Consider the following 20,322-nt stretch of genomic DNA (forward strand, 5'->3'; position numbering starts at 1 on the left):
TTAAAATAATGGAAACACTAAAATAGTTAAATGCGATGAGGAAGAAGAGTAGACGAACGAAACATTTCAGAGAGCTGATGGATGGTGAGAATCAGTATGGTGAAATCGTTGAATGGGCTTTTGAGCATCCAGGCTGAAATGAAGTAGGTTATGGCGGAGGGTCTCACCGATAAAAGAGACGATGTATCGAAGGCGACTTCTGTACATATGAGTGCGTTTACTAAAGTGTAAGCGAATGAAGGTGGCACCACGGGTTTCTCGTCCTTTTTTAGGGGATGAGAAGCCCTTTTTGTGTTTGGTTTTATTATTTTAGACGGGGGGATTGTTATGAAAAAACAAGTTCTGACTGGTATCAAACCAACAGGCAGGATTCATTTAGGGAATTATATTGGCGCCATTAAACCGGCATTACGATTGGCAGAGAATCAATCCTACAACACCGCTTATTTTGTTGCGGATTATCATGGGTTAACGAAGATACATGATCAGCATGAAATGAAAGAACTATCTTATGGAGTGGCGGCAGCTTGGTTAGCATTAGGGTTGGATCCTGATCGAGCGATTTTTTACCGTCAATCTGATGTACCTGAGATTTTTGAATTAAGCTGGATCCTCGCTTGCTTTGCACCGAAAGGATTAATGAACCGGGCCCATGCATATAAATCAGTAGTTGAAGATAATCAAAAAAGGGGCAGAGAAGTAGATGCAGGGGTCAACATGGGCTTATTCACCTACCCGATATTGATGGCGGCGGATATCCTTCTATTCCAAACGGAACTGGTTCCTGTCGGTAAAGATCAAATTCAGCATGTCGAAATTGCAAGGGACATTGCAGAAAACTTTAATAAGCAATATGGCGAAACATTTGTTCTTCCCGATTATGTGATACAGGAAGAAACATCTGTTCTACCGGGACTTGATGGACGAAAAATGAGTAAAAGCTATAACAATACCATCCCATTATTTGAAGAATCAAAAAAGCTTCAAAAACTAATCAATAAAATCAAAACAGATTCTTCACCCCCTGAGGAGCCTAAGGATCCTGAATCGTCCGTCATATTTTCGCTTTATAAGGAATTTGCAACATCCGATCAAGTTGAAGAAATGAGAAGGAGATTTCAAGGCGGAATAGGGTGGGGAGAAGCGAAAAAAGAGCTATTCCAAGTCATGAATTCATTTATCGAGGAACCTCGATCCAAATATGAAGAACTAATAGCCAACCCCAAGAGGCTGGATGCCATTTTAAAAGAAGGAGCCGATAAAGCAAGAGAAAAGACGATTCCATTTATGAAAGAAATTAAAAGGAAAATGGGTATCTTTCATTAAATAAAATGAATCGCTCTATTTTTTTGAATTCAGCCATTCATCTGGAGTTGATTGGAGGGAATGTGCGGACCTCTGCAAGAATATAGAAGCAGACGAAAAACGGCTCAAAAAGTTGCGTCACTATGTATGCTTCATTTTCGGATAATTCATAATTCTCATTGACATTTGTTCTTCTTTGTTATAAGTTATGGGAAAGTTATTTTTCACAAAATCATATAGTTTCTTATCAAGAGAGGTAGAGGGACTGGCCCGAAGACACCTCAGCAACCAGCCACAGTTTTAGGTATGGTGCTAATTCCAGCAAGTTGATGTCAACTTGGACGATAAGAGGGAGAACGAACGTACAAAACCTTCTTATTTTCATTAAGAAGGTTTTTTTGTTTTTTCCCTTTTCGTTTACAGGGAAAGAAAAGGAGAGAAGAATATTGAAAAAACATATTGATACTTTGCTTGTCCAGGCGGGAAACCGGAAAGATCCTGCAACGGGTGCTGTGAGCCTACCCATTCATTTATCGACTGCTTATGAACATAAGGGGATTGGGCAATCGACAGGCTATGATTACACAAGAACAGGAAATCCAACCCGCGCAACCTTAGAAGACACCCTCACTCAATTGGAAGAAGGGCACAGAGGGTTTGCCTTCAGCTCGGGGATGGCAGCGATTCAGGCAATCCTTAGCTTATTTTCCAGCGGGGATGAATTGATTGTTTCGAAAGACCTATACGGCGGGAGCTACCGTTTATTCGTACAGTATGAAGCACAATATAGTATCAAATTTCATTTCGTCGATACAAGTGATGCCGGCTCCATAGAAGAACAAATTTCTAAGAGAACAAAGGCCATCTTTCTTGAAACGCCAACCAATCCATTAATGAATGAAGCAAGCATTTCTGAGGTTGCTGGAATCGCAAAGTGTAACGGGTTGCTTTTAATTGTCGATAATACCTTCTACACACCTGTTCTTCAAAAGCCACTCACTGAAGGAGCAGACATAGTTATTCACAGCGCCACGAAATACTTAGGGGGCCATAATGACGTGCTGGCAGGTGTTGTGGTTGTAAACACAGAGGAGCTGGCGGAAAAAATCTGCACCATTCAAAATTCCATCGGCGCGGTTCTCTCACCATTTGATTGTTGGCTTTTATTAAGAGGGATGAAAACCCTTAGTCTCCGAATGGCTCAACATGAAAAAAACGCAAGAAAACTAGCAAAATATCTTGAAGGGCACGAATGTGTAACGGACGTTTTATATCCGGGAAAAGGCGGCATGCTTTCCTTTCGAATCGCAAAGGAAGAATGGGTGGATCCCTTTCTCAAACACTTAAAAGTTATTACGTTTGCTGAAAGTTTAGGAGGGGTTGAAAGCTTTATCACCTACCCCGCAACCCAAACACATGCAGACATTCCCGAAGAAGAAAGAAATAGGTTGGGTATCTGCAACAGGCTCCTGCGGTTCTCTGTAGGAATTGAATTTATTGATGACCTGATTGAAGACCTGGAGAATGTATTTCAACAATTGGAAAAAGAGGTGCTTACGTATGAGTAAAAAACCATTTTCACTTCAGACGTCACTCATTCATTCTCACGGATTTGATAAAGAAACAGGAGCGGTCTCTACACCGTTACATCATGCTACAACCTTTCACCAACAGGATTTTGATCAATATGGAACATATGACTACAGCCGTTCGGGAAATCCGACGAGGGAAACTGTTGAAGAAACGATAGCTGAATTGGAAGGTGGAGTAAGAGGCTTTGCCTTTTCATCAGGGATGGCGGCAATCTCCACAAGCTTTTTATTATTATCGAGTGGCGACCACGTTCTAGTATCAGAAGAAGTGTACGGTGGGACATACAGAATGATTACAGAGGTCCTCACTAAATTTGGGATTGAATATTCATTTGTGAACATGAAGGATCTTCATGAAGTGGCTTGTTCAATTAAACACAATACGAAAGTGATTTATATGGAGACACCTTCCAATCCGCTTCTGAACATCACCGATATTGAAGGAGTCGTGAAGCTTGCCAAGGCGAATGGATGTTTAACGTTTCTGGATAATACCTTCATGACTCCCCTGCTGCAAAGACCGATCAGCTTAGGTGTTGATGTTGTTCTTCACAGTGCCACTAAGTTTCTTGCCGGACATAGTGACGTCTTGGCGGGGCTCGCGGTAACGGGAAATGAAGAGATTGCCAGGAAGCTTGCTTTCTTGCAGAATTCTTTCGGTGCGGTCCTCGGTGTCCAGGATTGCTGGCTGCTCTTAAGAGGGCTGAAAACACTGCATGTACGATTGAAGGAATCATCAGAATCGGCTTATAAGATTGCGAGCTTCTTAGAAAAGAGAAAGGAAGTAGAAGAAGTGTATTATCCAGGCTTGAGCTATCATCCCGGTCGTGAAATTCAAGTCCGACAAGCAGAGGGTCCTGGAGCGGTTCTTTCCTTCCGGTTAAAGGGTGCAGAGGAAGTGAAGCAACTCATACAAAATGTAAACATTCCCGTATTCGCCGTAAGTTTAGGAGCTGTTGAATCAATTCTATCCTATCCATCAAGGATGTCACATGCTTCTATGCCGAAAGCTGAACGGGAAAGGAGAGGGATTACTGATGGTTTATTACGATTATCAGTAGGACTTGAAAACGTGGATGAATTGATTAACGATCTTCAAAAAGGTTTAGATAGTATACAAAAGACCAACCGAAACAACGTTATAAATTTATAAAAAGGAGGGAATGTCATGAAGCCGTTGCTAGAAGCACTGAAAGAGAGAATCTTGATTGCAGATGGGGCCATTGGAACGTTGTTGTATTCATATGGAGTGGACAGATGCTTTGAAGAATTGAATCTTTCCCACCCAAATGAAGTGTTGAAAGTCCATAAGGAGTATATTGATGCAGGAGCAGATATCATTCAGACCAATACGTATGGAGCCAATTATCAAAAGCTTTCCAGATACGGATTGGAGGATTCGGTTAAGGAAATAAATACAGCTGCAGTGCGTCTAGCAAGAAAAGCCGCTGGTGTTAACACCTATATTCTGGGGACCATCGGGGGAATCAGGGGCATTAAACAAAATGTGTCGCTGGAAGAAATCAAAAGAAGCTTTCGGGAACAGCTTTACTGTTTATTATTAGAAGGTGTAGATGGCATCCTGCTTGAGACCTATTATGATTTCGAGGAATTAACCACGGTTTTAAACATTGTCAAACGTGAAACGGACATTCCTGTCATTGCTCAAGTTTCTCTACATGAAACAGGAGTTCTTCAAAATGGAATGGAGATAAAAGACGCACTTCAGCAATTAGAATTATTAGGGGCCGATGTTGTCGGTATCAATTGCCGCATGGGGCCATTTCATATGGTGAACTCATTAGAGGAAGTTCCATTACCTAAAAGGGCATTTCTTTCCGTCTATCCAAACGCCAGTCTGCCAAACTATGAAGAAGGTCGATTCTATTACTCTGCTGAGCCTGATTACTTTGGGGATATAAGCAATGAGTTGCGACTGCAAGGTGCAAGAATCATTGGAGGCTGCTGTGGAACCACACCTGATCACATTCGTTCTGTAGCAAGCAGATTAAAAAGCCGTGAGCCTGTTAAAGAGAAAGTGGTGAAAGCAAAAAAGGTTGTTCAGTTATCATCACCTTCAATCAGGGGAAACTTGCTGCATGAGCATGTAAGAGAAAAGAAAACACTCATTGTTGAACTCGATCCACCTAAACATCTCGACACGAAGCTGTTCTTCCAAGGGGCTGAGGCATTAAAGAAAGCTGGAATTGACGCACTCACGCTTGCTGATAATCCGTTAGCATCTCCTCGTATTAGTAATGACGCCATTGGGAGTCTGGTCAGGTCCAAATTTGATCTTACACCTTTAGTTCACATCACTTGCAGGGACCGTAACCTGATAGGACTTCAATCCCATCTTATGGGATTGCACACGTTGGGCATTCACAATATTTTAGCGATTACGGGTGACCCGGCGAAGATTGGAGACTTTCCTGGGGCAGCATCCGTTTATGATTTATCTTCCCTTGAACTTATTGAACTCATCAAACAAAACAATGAGGGGATATCCTTTTCCGGTAAGTCACTCCGGGAACGTACTCAATTTTCAGTAGGAGCGGCCTTTAATCCAAATTTCCGTCATTTAGACGCTTCTGTAAAAAGGCTTGAAAAGAAAAAGAAAGCCGGAGCTGACTATTTCATTTCTCAACCGATCTTTGGGAAAGAACAGCTGATTCAAGTACATGAAGCTACGAAGCATTTAGATGTTCCGATCTTTATCGGAATCATGCCATTAATCAGTTCGAGAAATGCTGAGTTTCTCCATCATGAAGTACCGGGAATCAATGTTCCAGAAGAAACAAGAAAAAGAATGAAGGAAGCGGGAAGTGATCCTGTAGTTGCAAGAGCAGTTGGAATGGATATTGCAAAAGACTTACTTGATACAGCAATAGATCTTTTTAATGGGATTTATCTTATCACGCCTTTTGTCAGGTACGATATGAGCATTGAACTGATTCATCATATACAAGAGAAAACCAGCACAGAAAGAGAGGTTCCCTATGGCCATCACTTTGTTTGAAGAACAGCTTAGGAAAAAAATACTCGTACTCGATGGAGCAATGGGAACGATGCTTCAACAAGCGAATTTATCCCCAGAGGATTTTGGTGGAGAAGAGCTTGAAGGATGTAATGAAAATCTGGTTTTAACAGCGCCGGAGGTCATCTATCAGATTCACCTGGAATATTTGAAAGCAGGGGCTGATGTGATTGAAACGAATACGTTTGGGGCAACCCCCATTGTGTTGGACGAATATGATATAGGATCTAAAGCATACGAAATCAATAAAGTAGCAGCTGAAATCGCCAAAAAAGCAGTAGAAGATGTCTCAACTTCCGAGTGGCCCAGGTTTGTTGCAGGATCTCTCGGTCCCACTACCAAAACCTTATCTGTTACAGGAGGGGTAAGCTTCGATGACTTAGTAGACAACTACCGGGTTCAAGCAGAAGGTCTTCTCGATGGAGGAGTCGATGTCCTGTTACTTGAAACGAGTCAGGATGCGTTAAATGTAAAAGCAGCAAACCTCGGAATTCGAACTGCTTTTGAATCAAGAGGGAAAGTGATCCCCATTTTGTTATCCGGAACCATTGAGCCTATGGGCACTACACTCGCCGGCCAGAACATCGAAGCATTTTATTTATCCCTTGAACATTTAAACCCTTTGGTAGTTGGTCTAAACTGCGCAACAGGACCTGAATTTATGCGTGACCATATCCGTTCCTTATCAAGCTTAGCCACTACCTATGTAAGCTGTTATCCGAATGCAGGACTTCCTGATGAAGAAGGAAATTACAATGAGACGGCTGATTCACTCAGTATAAAGATGAAAGGTTTTGCTGAGAAAGGCTGGGTGAATCTTGTTGGAGGGTGCTGTGGAACGACACCGGAGCATATTCGTGCCCTTTCAAATGTGGTAAAGGGATTACCTCCTCGTAAACCCAATGAGTCTCACCCTCATGCGGTGTCGGGAATTGAAGCGTTCGTCTATGAGGATGCAGACAGAAGACCGATTCTGGTCGGAGAGCGGACGAATGTCATCGGTTCACGTAAATTTAAACGATTGATTGCAGAAAATAAGATAGAAGAAGCGTCAGAGATTGCGAGAGCACAAGTGAAAAATGGAGCTCAGGTGATCGATATCTGCCTTGCAGATCCCGATCGTGAAGAAGTAGATGATATGAATGTATTTATCCAGGAGGTTGTGAAAAAAGTAAAAGTTCCACTTGTCATTGATTCAACGGATGAGAAAGTGCTAGAGACCGCTTTAAAATATTCTCAAGGGAAAGTAATCATTAACTCGATTAATCTTGAAGACGGAGAGGAGCGGTTTGAGAAGATTACAAAGCTGATGAAGGAATACGGAGCGGCGGTTGTAGTAGGGACGATTGATGAAAAAGGAATGGGTGTATCAGTCGCACGTAAGGTAAACATTGCCCTTCGTTCACATAAACTGTTAACAGAGAAATATGGGGTTGCCTCAGAAGACATCATCTTTGACCCTCTCGTATTCCCTGTGGGAACAGGGGATCAGCAATATATCGGTTCAGCCAATGCCACCGTTGAAGGGATAAGACGGATTAAGGAAGCCTTACCTGAATGCCCTCATATCTTAGGGGTTAGTAATGTTTCTTTTGGACTGCCTCCTGTCGGAAGAGAAGTCCTCAATGCTGTGTATCTTTATCACTGTACAAAAGCGGGCCTTGATTATGCCATAGTCAATACGGAAAAACTAGAGCGCTTTGCCTCTATTCCTGAAGAAGAAGTTCGAATGGCGGAGAAACTCTTATTTGAAACGACGGATGAAACCCTGGCTGAATTTACAGCATTTTATAGAGGGAAAAAGAAAGAAGTAAAGGTACCCGTCAATACTATGAATCTAGAGGAGAGACTGGCTCATTATGTGGTGGAAGGGACGAAGGAGGGACTGATTGCCGATTTAAATATCGCCTTGGAGAAATATGATGCTCCCCTGGATATCATCAATGGCCCCCTTATGGCCGGAATGAGTGAAGTCGGAAGATTATTTAATGATAACCAGCTGATTGTAGCGGAGGTATTACAGAGTGCCGAAGTCATGAAAGCATCCGTTGCTCATTTGGAACCACATATGGAACAAACGGAAAGTTCATCTTCGAAAGGCAAAGTGATCTTAGCTACGGTTAAGGGGGATGTTCATGATATCGGTAAGAATCTCGTTGATATTATTCTCAGTAATAATGGATATAAAGTGATTGATTTAGGCATTAAAGTGACCCCTCAGGAACTGATAGAAGTTATACGGGAAGAAAAGCCGGATATCGTAGGTTTGTCCGGGCTCCTTGTGAAGTCTGCCCAACAAATGGTCATTACTGCTCAAGATTTAAAACAGTCTGATATTTCAGTTCCTCTTGTAGTAGGTGGTGCGGCACTCACCCGAAAATTCACTACGAATAAAATTGGCCGGGAATACGATGGGCTGGTTCTTTATGCGAAGGATGCAATGGATGGACTTGGCATCATGAATAAGATTCAAAATGAAGAAACAAGATTGCAGTTGGAAGAAGAGTGTCGCGATAAGTTAAGTAAGGTCGTTTCGAATGAAGATTCACCGAATCGAAATACAGCTTCTGTTGCGGTGAAAGTACGTTCAACAGTTGCAAAAGATGTAAAGGTTCATGTCCCTTCTGACTTGATTCCACATACCATAAAAGAATTTTCACTTGATCAAATTCATCCCTACATTAATCAGCAAATGCTGCTTGGGCATCATCTGGGGATTAAAGGGAAAATTTCAAGATTACTGGAAGAGGGAGACGAGCGGACGGTCGGTCTAAAAGCAGTAACAGATGAATTGTTCCAAAAAGCAAATAGGGAAGGGATGATTCAGGCAGCTGCAAGATATCAATTTTTCCCTGCTCAATCAGATGGAGAAGATGTTGTTATTTATCACCCGGATGATTCTTCCACAGAAATAGAACGATTTCATTTTCCAAGACAAGCAGGAAATCAGCATTTATGTTTAGCAGATTACTTGCGGCCGGTAGAAAGTGGAGAAATGGATTATGTCGGTTTCTTTGCGGTAACGGCCGGTGTGAAAATCAGGCAGTGGGCAAGTGAGATGAAGGAAGATGGCCGATTCCTTGAAAGTCACGCCCTGCAGGCTCTTGCCTTAGAAACAGCAGAAGGACTGGCTGAAAGAGTGCATGAAATGATGAGAAGCAGATGGGGGTTCCCTGATCCCGTTGATTTTACGATGCAGGACCGGTTCCGGACTCTCTATCAAGGACAGCGTTTTTCATTTGGTTATCCCGCCTGTCCCGAACTTGAGGATCAGAAAAAGCTGTTTAAGCTAATTCAACCTGAAAGAATTGGAATCCATTTAACAGACGGATGTATGATGGAACCAGAAGCATCGGTAACAGCGATGGTCTTCGCTCACCCTGAAGCAAGGTATTTTAATGTATTATAAAATTCATATTAAAAAGGCAACTTCCAAAGTGGAGTTGCCTTATTTACTTATGGCGATAAGTTCAAAAGTCTATTCTTATTAAGCTGCTGGTAAGATCGGCAAGGACCCACTGTTTCAAAATAAAAATGGAATTTTTTGGTGATGAAAGAACTTAAAGTTAAAGGTTAGGGGATGAAGGACAATCGGCTTGTAGAGTAATAAAGGGGAAACACAGAGTTAGAAAGAGTGATCTTCTGTTTTAACACTTTGATTACTAAACTTCGTTTCGAGTATTTCCAGTATTCTTTCTTCTGAGAATCCTGTAATCATCGTCAGATTGACTAAACTGGGTTTGATTCCTATAGTCTCACAGAAATGATAGGCACTTTGGATAGCAAGTGATTCAATACACCTTCTTGTCAAATTGTTTTTCATTCTCTCATCAGCTCCCAACTATTTTGACAAATGACTAAGTAGTAGGATTACGACATCATATTAAGATTTGCGGTTGGTTTCTAGTAGGAGATTCATATACATCGAAATAGTATATCGAGACATACCTGCTGTCTGTTTCTCAGTTAATACCCCCATTATACACTTTATATTGTGAATTGTAGAGTTGATTTTACAAAATAATGTAATGTTTTTAGAATATACTCATAATTGATCTGGATTTTTATTAAATTTGAATAGTGTAGTAAATGGTATTACTTGGGGCCGGACCTGGAATGCTCACAGATAAGTGTGTCTGAATGGAAATTTGGTATGAATGTGATATAGAATGAGGGATAGTATAAGAAAATGTCGAGAATTACAGTGAATTGATCAACTTGAACCTGTACGAAAAGTCAAATTTTTTATACGAAGTTACATGAGAAAAGAGTATGATTTCCCAACTACTCATTGCGTCAGACAGGGAAGAAGAATAATATCATAGGAGGAATCATACATGCACAGAAATCGGGAACTACATACATTTTTATTAAGTAAGGCTCGTCAATTAACGGAAGATTGGTATAACTCCCTGGATAAAAACACAACAAGTGGTGTTTATACTTCCTCAGATCCCAAGGTGATAGAAACTTTAAAAAAACAAAACTTTGAGTTTCACGGCATTCTTTGTAGTGTGTTTGCTGAGGATAAAGAAACGTTTAACCAGAGGATCGATGAATGGGTCTTGACCATTGCAGAGGACAAAGAACATCTAGAAACGCCAAATCACTATATTCTTAAAGAATTCATGAGGGTTAGACATCAATACCTGGAATTCTTGAAAGAATATGCGGAAACTCATATGGAAGAAAACATATTCGAACAATTCAGCCGTTGGAATCAAGTAATCATTGAAGCATTTGACCGGGCTATGTTGCGATTTGTTGAGCTGCAAACGAAAGTGGTGGAAGAGCAGATTCAATCCCAGCAGGAAGTGATCAATGAATTAAGTTCACCTGTCATATCCTTAAATGGACATACAGCACTTTTACCCCTTGTTGGTAATATTGATCCTTCACGAGCGGAATTAATATTAGAGAATGCGTTAGAACAATGTGTTAACAAGGAAGTTTCTCAATTGTTCATCGACTTATCTGGAGTTGTATTAATAGATACGATGGTTGCCCATCAAATCTTTCAGCTAATAGATGCACTTCAGTTGATCGGTGTTAAGCCGATTCTATCTGGGCTGCGCCCAGAGATAGCACAAACAGCCGTTCAGCTTGGAGTGAATTTTGAAAACCTTACGATTACCTCAACTCTGTCACAGGCTCTGACCATTAAGAATAATGAAGTCGTATAATTGAATAGAATGAAAAGCATTCGTACAAGGTGTACGGATGCTTTTTTTTGGTGGATTTCCTTCGAATAGTGACAAGGTTTACGAAAAACAGGCTTATTGAAACAGCGTACACAAGAAAAGAGAATAGAAAAAGCAATAGCTAACACTTTGAAATAAAATATCTTGAATTAAAGATAATTTTTGTGTATGATGTAGATAGTAAGTAAGCAAGCATATCACAAAGGAGTGAATCTGCTATGAACTTAAAACCACTTAAAGGGCAGCATCACGTTTCTGCGATTACAGCAAATGCAAAGAAAAATTACGAATTCTATACAAAAATACTAGGGCTTCGACTCGTGAAAAAATCGATCAACCAAGACGATACATCCGTCTACCATCTTTTCTATGCAGATGAAAGAGGAAATCCAGGGACGGACCTGACATTTTTCGAAATTCCACATGCGGGGCATACGTATAAAGGGACGAATAGTATTTCATTAACGGCACTGCGAGTGAACACGGATGAGTCTCTTGCTTTTTGGCAAAACCGCTTTGAAGAGAAAGGTGTCGAGCATGACGGGATTTCTCACAATAGTGGGAGGGCAACACTGAGCTTCCGTGATTTTGAAGGACAGCGTCTCATGCTTGTGTCAGATGAAAAGAACGAAGGAGTTCCTGGCGGCAAGCCTTGGGACAAGAGCCCTGTACCAGTTGAGCATGGCATTGTAGGCCTGGGTCCTGTTACGCTGACGGTCGCCCGTGGGGAAAACACGGCAATGGTATTGAGAGACGTATTAGGTTTTAGAGAAACAAGGACTTTTCCTTCAGATGTAGATGGACAACCCGATATCCGCGTGTTTGAAACAGGGGATGGCGGTACTGGTGGAGAGGTATATATAGAAGAACGGAGCGATATTCCGCAAGAAAGACCGGGAAGAGGAAGTGTTCACCACGTCGCTTTCCGTGTTGAAGATGAAAATGAATTGCGAAAGTGGGTAGAGTGGATCACTCAAAACCGCCTGCCGAATTCAGGCTTTGTTGAAAGATACTATTTCCGTTCCCTCTACTTCCGTGAACCAAATGGCATTCTTTTCGAGCTGGCTACAGACGGACCTGGCTTTGAGACCGATGAAGATTTTGATACTTTAGGTGAAAATTTATCACTTCCACCATATTTTGAAGCACAAAGAGATTCCATAGAAGCTAAATTAAAACCCTTAGATACAAAAGAATAAAGGAGGAAGGCAGCATGAAACATCTTTTTAAACAAGGAAATAAAGACTTACCCATACTTCTACTCCTTCATGGAACAGGTGGAGATGAGCGGGACCTATTACCGCTGGCTGAGATGATTGAGCCCGATGCTTCGGTATTAAGCGTAAAAGGGAATGTGGATGAAAATGGAATGGCCCGCTTCTTTGCCCGCTTACGGGAAGGAGTGTTTGATGAAGAGGATTTAGTATTCCGAACGAAGGAATTAAATGAATTCATCGACGAGAGCGCTAATAACTATGGATTCGATCGTCACAATATCGTTGCGTTAGGCTACTCCAATGGAGCGAATATCGCGGCTAGTTTAATGTATCATTACAAGGATGCATTAAAAGGTGGAATCCTGTTTCATGCCATGGTTCCAAGACGAAATGTCGAGCTTCCCGATTTAAGTGATGTTAATGTATTCATTGGGGCTGGTAAGCGAGATCCACTCATTCCCCTACAAGAGACAAAAGAACTTGTGAAAAATCTTCATGATGCCGGAACACAGGTGAAAGAGTTCTGGACTGAAGGCGGTCACGAGCTTCGTCGTGACGAAGTAGATGAAGCAAAAAGATGGTTTGAAGACAACTTTAAATAATTTTTAGAATCCGGAAGGGAAGTCTTCCGGATTTTTTATTATTAATTAACATTCTACCCTACCATAGGTCTTTAAAATCCGTAGCATACCAAGGGTCAATATTCCTCTCCATTCCTTTTCAGCAACTGGCCATGTCTCGTCAAATTGACCGAACCAGGACCAACTGGGATGCCAATAACCTTTCTGGTGTTGTGCTTCAATTTCGACATTCAATTGCATATGTACCTCCGCTTTTAACGCTTCATAAAACGGGGAAGCAGGATGACTGGCTATCTGCAATGGTTTGGCTACATATTCATTCCAGCGTGATGGATCGGTACAAACCGTCTTTCGTACGGAAGAAGAAAGAATTCTATAGAGATTGGATTCCGTTTCTTCTTTCACCTCAAAAAGGAGTCGTTGATAACAGAGAAAATCATGCATTTCTATCGGATGTGGAAGATTCTTTAATTCTGTGACCGCTCTTTCAGTCCACTCTTGTAAGCGTGGATGTTCTGGGTGGAACAAGTGGAAATAACCTACTATTTCAGCGTTAGGGTTCGCCCAAGTCGTTTGAACGCGGCAATATCCCTTATCAGAATCAAAATGCCACCAGGGAGCGTGGGGAATAGAATTAACTTCTTCAGGCACAGCATGCCAGCCGTTGATTTGCTCATCGTATGTGTCATGTAGATAGCTCATCGCTTTTTGAACGATAGGATGGCTGGCTGAAAGCTTTAAGTCTTTGGCAAACTGTAATCCAACGGTTGTTGCCATTGGAGATGAACTATCCAAGCGGAAATCTGGCTCTAAAGAGCGGCCGAATCCTCCGTCAGCATTTTGGAAACGAGATAATTCTATGATTGCTTCCTCTTTACTTCCTTCTTCAAAAAAATAGCTGAATATCTTTTGATCAATTGGTCTTGCATGGGTTTTGATATAGGTAGCTGCAGTATTCCATTGTTGTGTTGTCAGTTTCATAAGGGATTCTCCTTTATAGTAATTTAGGTTGAATGATAAATATTCGCTACTTTAATACTTTATCTATTGGGTTATAGAATCCCTGCTTGTTACAATATTTTGTTGGAATACATAGGTCCGTCCCTCAGTATTCGTAGAGATGAATGGAACTTCAATAATTCTAAAAAAACGATGCCTGATTTTCGGCGGCAGCGTTTTTTGATTGGAGCTATAATAAGACTAGGATGATAAAATGGAGGAATGAGGATGATTTCAGTCGAATTACAAAGGGAGTATTATCAAGCTTTAATTGAAAAAAGAACGGAATATGATGGGGTTTTTTATGTAGGGGTTAAAACGACAGGTGTATTTTGCCGCCCGACTTGTCCTGCAAGAAAACCTAAATTTGAGAACTGTGAATTCTATGAAACAGCTCAACAAGCCCTTCTGGCGTCGTTTCGACCATGTAAAAGATGCCAACCGTTAACGTACCCAAATAGTATTTCGGATGTCGTGAAAAAGCTGGTAGAGGCTGTTGAATCAAATCCTGAAAAACGTTGGAAGGATAAGGATTTTCAGGAGCTATCCATTGATGCATCAACTGCTCGGCGTCAATTTAAGAAGCGGTTCGGTATGACCTTTGTGGAATATGCCAGAGCCCGCAGGATGGGGCTTGCCATGAAGCACATCAGGTCAGGGGCGATGGTCATAGATGCTCAACTTACAACGGGATATGAATCAAGCAGTGGATTTAGAGATGCTTTTTCGAGAATTATGGGAACAGCACCCGCTATGTCACATCAACATCAAATACTTAAAGCAGCTTGGGTTGATACGAAACTTGGACCGATGATTGGAATTTCCGACGAAGAGGCACTTTACCTGTTGGAGTTTGTTGACCGACGCGGTCTAGAAAAAGAAGTGGAAAGAATGCGGGAGAAAACAAAGGCAGCAATCATTCCCGGTACTACAGAGCCACTTCGTTCCATTGAAAAGGAATTAAATGCCTATTTTGAAGGCGCTTTATCAATCTTCCAAACCCCTTTGAAAATCACCGGAACGCCTTTTCAAGAAAACGTTTGGAGAGAATTGCAAAGGATACCTTGTGGACAAACCAGATCCTATACTGAAATCGCTGAAAATATTTGCAGCCCAGCAGCTGTTCGAGCAGTTGCAAGGGCAAATGGGTGTAATCAGCTTGCCATCATCATTCCTTGTCATCGAGTGATCAGAACAAATGGAGATCTTGCCGGCTATGCAGGAGGTCTTACCCGGAAAAAATGGTTGATCGAACATGAAAGGAAGATGAATGAAGGAAAGAAGTAACTATTCATGTATAGGAAGAAACAAGTGAACAATTAATGTTGAAGAGGTGGTTAAACATGAATTTTGATGAAGTGATGGCAGCACTTGAAGAAATGGGGAACGAGCAGACCAAGAATACATATTTACGTCATGGCGCACATGAACCATTATTCGGAGTGAAAATTGGTGACTTAAAAAAACTGGTTAAACATGTGAAAAATGATCAAGGGCTTGTACTAAGCCTGTACGAATCGGGCAACTTCGATGCCATGTACCTGGCGGGGCTATCTGTAAATCCCAAAAATATGAATAAGGAAATGCTACAGGATTGGGTCGATAAAGCAGATTGGTATATGCTGGCTGAATACACTGTCGCTAATGTAACCGCGGAGAGCGCCTACGCTATTGAATTAGCAAACGAGTGGATCAAATCGGAATATGAAATGGTGGCAACGGCTGGTTGGAGTGCCTATGCAGGGTATATTAGTATAACCTCAGATCAAGAAATCAATATAGACGAAATCAAACAGTATCTGAAACATATTGAAAATACGATTCATGAAGAGAGAAATAGAGTACGTTACGTAATGAATGGATTTGTCATTTCTGTTGGAGCACATGTAGCTCCTTTGTTAGATGAGGCAAAACAAGTGGCGAAAAAAATTGGGAGGGTACATGTCGATGTTGGAGATACAGCATGTAAAGTACCGGTAGCTACAAGCTACATAAAGAAGATAGAAGATAAAGGCAGGGTCGGTGTGAAAAGGAAGACATGCATTTGTTAAATGAAAGATAAAGTGGGTTGGAAAAGATTTAATTGTCCGAGTTAATAGTACTAAACCATTGCTTTACCTGAAAATATGCCTGTAATTTGTGAAGGATATTAAGTGGTCCATCTATCCATTTTCATTTCTCTGTTGCACAGTGGGTAAAGAGCTACTAGACTATGAAATAGAGTCCTATACAGAATCGGGAGCAATGTACATATGAATGTTGTAAGAAAAGGTACTATTTTAGGTGTAGCAGCAAGCATTCAAGGATTGGCCATGTCGGTTTTTTTGTTTCCTCACTTCATTCCCTCAGGTGGAGCCGCAAGTGTAAGTGTACTACTAAACTATTTGATGAATGTTCCATTTGCCATTACGCTGTGGGTATTAAATGCAGGTTTATTATTAGCGGCAGTTAAATGGTTAGGAAAAGAAAATACCATATGGACCATGTATTGTGTGACAGTCACATCGGGTGTGGTGAATCTCACATCGTCCTTAATCACGAGTACAGTTTCAATTGTTTTCTTTGATCTCCTCATTGGCAGCATCCTTTTCGGAATAGGAATAGGCATCCTTTTCAGAATGGGAGCATCCTCAGGTGGGATGGATATTTTAGCCCTAATCATTTCAAAGCTTAGAGGATACACCCCTGGAAAAACACTGTTTGTCATTAATGGTAATCTGTTACTTCTGACAGGAATCGTGGTAGATTTGAAAATCATCCTATTTGCTATTGCCTGCCAATTCATCGGAACAAGAATCTTGGATATCATTTGTCAGCTTGAACTCAAACGAAACTTCACCAGCATCGAAGATCATTAAAAGGAAGGTCCGTCCCTCGTACGTGAAGAGGGACGGACCTTCCTTTTTAGGATATTTCTTTGATGATTGATTTGACTGTGTGTGTAGGCGAGTTTTCAAAGAGTGAGATGTATTGAAAGAGTTTGTTTTTTGGCAGCAGGTGATTACGAATTTCTTTAGGCGATTTTCCCTCCAGGTGGGCTTTGGTGACGGCTTCTTGAAGGTTGATAAGATAGTCTCGTTTTTTCTCTAAAAGCTTTCTCCCATGCTTCAAGTACCCCTGATGTGAACAATACACTTCTTGAAAGGAATACTGCAGTGTTTTGTCTATTGATCGAATGAGTTCTGGTACAGACTCGAATGAAAAATTAGAAGTAGGAGAATGGAATAAATATAAATCCCCAGAAAAGCAAATGCCCTTCTCTTCATCAATGAGAACAATGTGATCCTCAGCGTGTCCAGGTGTATGAACAATTCTAAAGGAGTGTTTCGACGTTTTAAATACTTCCTTCTGAAGTGGTAAAGGGTGAAACGCTGGACGATTATGCCAGAACATAGCTCTGTAAAAAGGAAGTTTAGTATTGTCATTGCACTTTTCCACCCCTAAAGGATGAATCCATTGAGGAATGGAGTAAAACCTTTCAATCCAAGAACTATTACCAGTATGATCCTCGTGGTGATGAGTGTGAATGACTTCTTTAATCTGGAGCTCTTTAAAAATAGTACGTACTTCATTTTTCATACTGTATGGTCCCGTATCAACAAGAACATCATCGACTTTAAAAATATAAACGGGCATCTTCTGACCTAATGTTTGAACGTTTAATTTAAATGATTGTATCAATGCAGTTACCCCTTATGTATAAGTGTTATAGTACATAATTCGAATGAAAGTTTTAAATTCCTGCATGAATATATATTTAAGTGCGAATTTCCTTGTATAGGTCAATTCGGAGGGTAGATATGGTATAATTCCCTATAAGTGGAATATCAGGCGTTTTTTAAAGGGGTTTTCAATGTATGAAGGTGAAACAGAAGTCTTTACTTGTAATCCTTACGATTCTGATGGTGATTACCATCGTAATGCTAGATAAAATGGGTTTAAAAAAGGCAATTGAAGCGTGTGAGAGCAACGAGGGTTTAGCAGAGGTGGAAGAAGGGATCCTTTCTTGGAATGTTTCATGTGAAGAAAAGTAACTCCTCAAGTGTTAAAAATGGTACACTAGAGAGTAGAGTAGATGTTTTACATAGGGGGAAATGCTTTGCAGAAGTGTAATGTATGTAAGAATCAGTTTCAATGGAAAGAGTTATTATTCTCCATTTGGAGATCTTATAAACCTATTGAGTGCAGTCAATGTGGTAAAAAGCATACAATAAATTTTGCCTCAAAATTTTTTGTTTCATTTCTAATCATCGTTCCAGCAGTTGTATTCGGATTATTGATTGCACCTGAACAAGGGTTATCAAAACCGATGACTTTTGGTGTGATCGTAGGTTTGGCGTTTGTGATCTCGTTGATTCTACCGTTGTTCGTTAAATACGAGTATAAAAAATAATAGTAAAGAGAGCTGCCGACCTGGGTAGCTCTTTTTTTGGAAATTGATTAATGTCCGTTATTTAATTCTTCTAACACTTCTTTAGTGCGGTAGTAAGGCATATGAAAGAAAATGTATCCCAATCTCATAATTAGGTTTGGATCTACATTTTGTTTTAGTACATTCTTGAGAGGGAATTTATTCATAAGTTACACTGTTAATATGGGAATTGTGTGCAAAGTAAAATTTGAAGATTGGCGTTCCATAATTGAGGAAAAGGTTGAAGTGAATGAAGCCCAAATCAAAATGATGGAAGAATACTATTCATCCGTTGACTTTGACTTTTCCATTGCGTTTTTTTACGAGGAACAGATGATTGGCGTCATGGGCATAACGTTACGTGAAGATACAAAGTATAGTGAAGTATTGTCATTTGGGGTTTTACAAGAATTCAAGACTCATAAGGGTAAAATGATTTGTGTGTTGATGAACGAGGCAAGGTCAAGGGGAGCCGAAACCATTACGTTTCATGCGTCAGATATTCCTGAAAAGGATATCCAAAAGGAATTGGGTTTAAGTGAGCTCACGAAAGATGTCATGATGGTGAAGGAAGTATAGGCTTCTTGTTACCGAGCTGAAAATTAGATGGCCACATGTCGATAAATGTAAGGGATTTCTAAAAATGGCAGGTATTCTCCCATTCATCACAAAATGTTCGGAATTTCTTCAGCTATTATATGACAAAGCGACTTCATATAGTTTAGAATGATAGATAATTAAGGTAAGGCTTCAAGAGTTTAGAGTGCATCAAGCAATTGTATTGAAAATCGATTTTTACATTAAAGAATAGTTAATAGAAGTAAAACGGTTCTCGAATAATTGGCTGATTCATTCATTCTTTTGGTAGGTTATGCTGTTTTAAGGAGAGAATTGATGCTAGAATACAATGTTCATCAAGGAGTCGGCAAAGAATATGTGGTGTTTCTTCATGGAATTGGAGGAAACTCGAGAATTTTCGGTAAGCAGCTCGATATATTCAAAAAATATTATAATGTAATAACGATTCATTTGCCCGGGCATGGGGAGTCCCCAAGCGTAGAATCATATAATGAAAAGTTTACAATTGATTTAAATGTGCGTGAAGTTCTTAAGGTATTAGATCATCTTAAAGTGGAACGTGCTCATTTTATTGGAATTTCTTTAGGATCGGTTCTAATTCACGCTTTATTACAAGCTGCTCCAAACAGAGTAAAAAGTGCCGTCTTAGGGGGATGTATCACTAGATTCAATTTATTATCCAATACACTACTTAAAATTGGTGATGCAGTGAAAAACATGATCCCATTCATGTGGTTGTATAAAATTTTCGCCTACATCATGATGCCTAAAAGCAATCACAGAATTTCGAGAAAGTTATTCATTCGCGAAGCAAAGAAAATGAATCGTAATGATTTTCTCGGATGGTATCGTCTGACACCCTTTGTGAAATCAACGTACGCTTCTGTGCAGGAAAGGGCTTCTCATGTTCCTAAGCTTTATATTTCCGGGAAAGAAGATCATCTATTTGTTCAGTCACTTGATCAGGATACAAAGGGAGATCCCTCAGCTACGAAAGTGTTCATTGAGGATTGTGGACATGTGTGCAATGTAGAGAAGCCAAGTGAATTTAATCGACTGGCTCTTGATTTCATTTATAAGAACCAAGACGTTCCATTGCGTAAGGTTCAATAAAGCAAAAAATTTCCCATTTCCTTATTGAGATGGGAGTTTTTTTATAGATGTATGTTAGTTGCAAACTTGATTTATATAGTTATAGAGTGGAGAAATCTCTGTTAAGTAATCTGATTGATTCTTAACGGGGATTTTTTTGTCATGGGGTTAAATACTTAGAGCAAGGGAATGGGGAGGGATGGAATATTTCGATTGTGTTAAGGGCGATGATTGCTAGATATCTTTGGGGAGGTCCGTCCCTTAAAGGAATTGAGGAAGGATTAAGAGAATATAGTATAGATGGGTGT

18 protein-coding genes, 1 riboswitch and 1 other annotated feature are annotated in these 20,322 nt (G+C 40.4%); of the genes, 15 read left to right on the top strand and 3 right to left on the bottom strand.

Annotation, left to right across the window (positions count from 1 at the left end):
* The first annotated feature begins 26 nt into the window (after positions 1-26).
* Positions 27-269: a binding site (T-box leader), on the top strand.
* 58 nt (positions 270-327) lie between these two features.
* From AAEM60_RS10670 to metH, 5 genes are all read left to right on the top strand, one after another.
* Positions 328-1,326 carry a tryptophan--tRNA ligase gene (locus AAEM60_RS10670; protein WP_299741131.1) on the top strand — a complete coding sequence of 333 codons (999 nt, stop codon included), beginning with the start codon at positions 328-330 and terminating at the stop codon, positions 1,324-1,326.
* Positions 1,327-1,546: 220 nt separating this feature from the next.
* Positions 1,547-1,656: riboswitch (SAM riboswitch) on the top strand.
* A 95-nt stretch (positions 1,657-1,751) separates the two neighbouring features.
* Positions 1,752-2,873 (top strand): methionine biosynthesis PLP-dependent protein, encoded by a 1,122-nt coding sequence (locus AAEM60_RS10675; RefSeq protein ID WP_299741133.1) that lies wholly within the window; start codon positions 1,752-1,754, stop codon positions 2,871-2,873.
* A complete protein-coding gene (metC, locus tag AAEM60_RS10680; RefSeq protein WP_299741135.1) occupies positions 2,866-4,050 on the top strand; it encodes a cystathionine beta-lyase in 1,185 nt (394 codons plus the stop codon). Before AAEM60_RS10675 ends, metC begins: the two co-directional genes overlap by 8 nt.
* Positions 4,051-4,065: 15 nt before the next feature.
* Complete coding sequence (locus AAEM60_RS10685; protein WP_341357889.1) at positions 4,066-5,916, top strand: bifunctional homocysteine S-methyltransferase/methylenetetrahydrofolate reductase; 1,851 nt, start codon at positions 4,066-4,068, stop codon at positions 5,914-5,916.
* Positions 5,897-9,343, top strand: coding sequence for a methionine synthase (gene metH, locus AAEM60_RS10690; protein ID WP_341357890.1), 3,447 nt, complete (start codon positions 5,897-5,899; stop codon positions 9,341-9,343). The genes AAEM60_RS10685 and metH overlap by 20 nt, the downstream gene beginning before the upstream one ends.
* A gap of 216 nt (positions 9,344-9,559) precedes the next feature.
* On the opposite strand, the gene AAEM60_RS10695 is transcribed toward metH, so the two are convergent.
* Entirely contained in the window at positions 9,560-9,757 is a 198-nt protein-coding gene (locus AAEM60_RS10695; protein ID WP_299741141.1) for a hypothetical protein, read from the bottom strand.
* Between the two features lie 514 nt (positions 9,758-10,271).
* Between AAEM60_RS10695 and AAEM60_RS10700 the strand changes: the two genes are divergently transcribed.
* The 3 genes from AAEM60_RS10700 to AAEM60_RS10710 all read left to right on the top strand — a co-directional run bounded on the left by AAEM60_RS10700 (position 10,272) and on the right by AAEM60_RS10710 (position 12,954).
* Entirely contained in the window at positions 10,272-11,117 is an 846-nt protein-coding gene (locus AAEM60_RS10700; RefSeq protein WP_341357891.1) for an STAS domain-containing protein, read from the top strand.
* 236 nt (positions 11,118-11,353) lie between these two features.
* Entirely contained in the window at positions 11,354-12,334 is a 981-nt protein-coding gene (locus AAEM60_RS10705; protein WP_299741145.1) for a ring-cleaving dioxygenase, read from the top strand.
* Positions 12,335-12,348: 14 nt separating this feature from the next.
* A complete protein-coding gene (locus AAEM60_RS10710; RefSeq protein WP_341357892.1) occupies positions 12,349-12,954 on the top strand; it encodes an alpha/beta hydrolase in 606 nt (201 codons plus the stop codon).
* Between the two features lie 45 nt (positions 12,955-12,999).
* On the opposite strand, the gene AAEM60_RS10715 is transcribed toward AAEM60_RS10710, so the two are convergent.
* Positions 13,000-13,914 (bottom strand): hypothetical protein, encoded by a 915-nt coding sequence (locus AAEM60_RS10715; RefSeq protein WP_341357893.1) that lies wholly within the window; start codon positions 13,912-13,914, stop codon positions 13,000-13,002.
* 246 nt (positions 13,915-14,160) lie between these two features.
* Here AAEM60_RS10715 and AAEM60_RS10720 point away from each other — a divergent pair, with 246 nt between their 5' ends.
* The 3 genes from AAEM60_RS10720 (at position 14,161) to AAEM60_RS10730 (ending at position 16,790) form a co-directional block, all read left to right on the top strand.
* Positions 14,161-15,219 carry a trifunctional transcriptional activator/DNA repair protein Ada/methylated-DNA--[protein]-cysteine S-methyltransferase gene (locus AAEM60_RS10720; RefSeq protein WP_341357894.1) on the top strand — a complete coding sequence of 353 codons (1,059 nt, stop codon included), beginning with the start codon at positions 14,161-14,163 and terminating at the stop codon, positions 15,217-15,219.
* 56 nt (positions 15,220-15,275) lie between these two features.
* Complete coding sequence (locus tag AAEM60_RS10725; RefSeq protein WP_299741152.1) at positions 15,276-15,983, top strand: DNA alkylation repair protein; 708 nt, start codon at positions 15,276-15,278, stop codon at positions 15,981-15,983.
* A gap of 201 nt (positions 15,984-16,184) precedes the next feature.
* Complete coding sequence (locus AAEM60_RS10730) at positions 16,185-16,790, top strand: YitT family protein (RefSeq protein ID WP_341357895.1); 606 nt, start codon at positions 16,185-16,187, stop codon at positions 16,788-16,790.
* 46 nt (positions 16,791-16,836) lie between these two features.
* Here AAEM60_RS10730 and AAEM60_RS10735 read toward each other — a convergent pair whose 3' ends face one another.
* On the bottom strand, positions 16,837-17,613 hold the full coding sequence (locus tag AAEM60_RS10735) for an MBL fold metallo-hydrolase (protein ID WP_299741156.1): 777 nt from the start codon (positions 17,611-17,613) through the stop codon (positions 16,837-16,839).
* Positions 17,614-17,789: 176 nt separating this feature from the next.
* Between AAEM60_RS10735 and AAEM60_RS10740 the strand changes: the two genes are divergently transcribed.
* The 4 genes from AAEM60_RS10740 (at position 17,790) to AAEM60_RS10755 (ending at position 20,035) form a co-directional block, all read left to right on the top strand.
* The gene (locus AAEM60_RS10740; RefSeq protein ID WP_299741158.1) at positions 17,790-17,966 is read left to right on the top strand and encodes a hypothetical protein; all 177 of its coding nucleotides are present in this window, start codon (positions 17,790-17,792) and stop codon (positions 17,964-17,966) included.
* A 65-nt stretch (positions 17,967-18,031) separates the two neighbouring features.
* Complete coding sequence (locus AAEM60_RS10745; RefSeq protein WP_299741160.1) at positions 18,032-18,325, top strand: TIGR04104 family putative zinc finger protein; 294 nt, start codon at positions 18,032-18,034, stop codon at positions 18,323-18,325.
* A gap of 264 nt (positions 18,326-18,589) precedes the next feature.
* Complete coding sequence (locus AAEM60_RS10750; RefSeq protein ID WP_341357896.1) at positions 18,590-18,922, top strand: hypothetical protein; 333 nt, start codon at positions 18,590-18,592, stop codon at positions 18,920-18,922.
* A 315-nt stretch (positions 18,923-19,237) separates the two neighbouring features.
* Complete coding sequence (locus AAEM60_RS10755) at positions 19,238-20,035, top strand: alpha/beta hydrolase (RefSeq protein ID WP_299741164.1); 798 nt, start codon at positions 19,238-19,240, stop codon at positions 20,033-20,035.
* Positions 20,036-20,322: the final 287 nt, after the last annotated feature.

Source organism: Rossellomorea sp. y25, assembly GCF_038049935.1.
Lineage (GTDB): Bacteria > Bacillota > Bacilli > Bacillales > Bacillaceae_B > Rossellomorea.

Coding starts and splice junctions, on each gene's coding strand:
- AAEM60_RS10670 (WP_299741131.1), top strand. CDS start 328: ATGAAAAAACAAGTTCTGACTGGTATCAAACCAACAGGCAGGATTCAT.
- metC (WP_299741135.1), top strand. CDS start 2,866: ATGAGTAAAAAACCATTTTCACTTCAGACGTCACTCATTCATTCTCAC.
- AAEM60_RS10685 (WP_341357889.1), top strand. CDS start 4,066: ATGAAGCCGTTGCTAGAAGCACTGAAAGAGAGAATCTTGATTGCAGAT.
- metH (WP_341357890.1), top strand. CDS start 5,897: ATGGCCATCACTTTGTTTGAAGAACAGCTTAGGAAAAAAATACTCGTA.
- AAEM60_RS10695 (WP_299741141.1), bottom strand. CDS start 9,757: ATGAAAAACAATTTGACAAGAAGGTGTATTGAATCACTTGCTATCCAA.
- AAEM60_RS10700 (WP_341357891.1), top strand. CDS start 10,272: ATGCACAGAAATCGGGAACTACATACATTTTTATTAAGTAAGGCTCGT.
- AAEM60_RS10705 (WP_299741145.1), top strand. CDS start 11,354: ATGAACTTAAAACCACTTAAAGGGCAGCATCACGTTTCTGCGATTACA.
- AAEM60_RS10710 (WP_341357892.1), top strand. CDS start 12,349: ATGAAACATCTTTTTAAACAAGGAAATAAAGACTTACCCATACTTCTA.
- AAEM60_RS10715 (WP_341357893.1), bottom strand. CDS start 13,914: ATGAAACTGACAACACAACAATGGAATACTGCAGCTACCTATATCAAA.
- AAEM60_RS10720 (WP_341357894.1), top strand. CDS start 14,161: ATGATTTCAGTCGAATTACAAAGGGAGTATTATCAAGCTTTAATTGAA.
- AAEM60_RS10725 (WP_299741152.1), top strand. CDS start 15,276: ATGAATTTTGATGAAGTGATGGCAGCACTTGAAGAAATGGGGAACGAG.
- AAEM60_RS10730 (WP_341357895.1), top strand. CDS start 16,185: ATGAATGTTGTAAGAAAAGGTACTATTTTAGGTGTAGCAGCAAGCATT.
- AAEM60_RS10740 (WP_299741158.1), top strand. CDS start 17,790: ATGAAGGTGAAACAGAAGTCTTTACTTGTAATCCTTACGATTCTGATG.
- AAEM60_RS10755 (WP_299741164.1), top strand. CDS start 19,238: ATGCTAGAATACAATGTTCATCAAGGAGTCGGCAAAGAATATGTGGTG.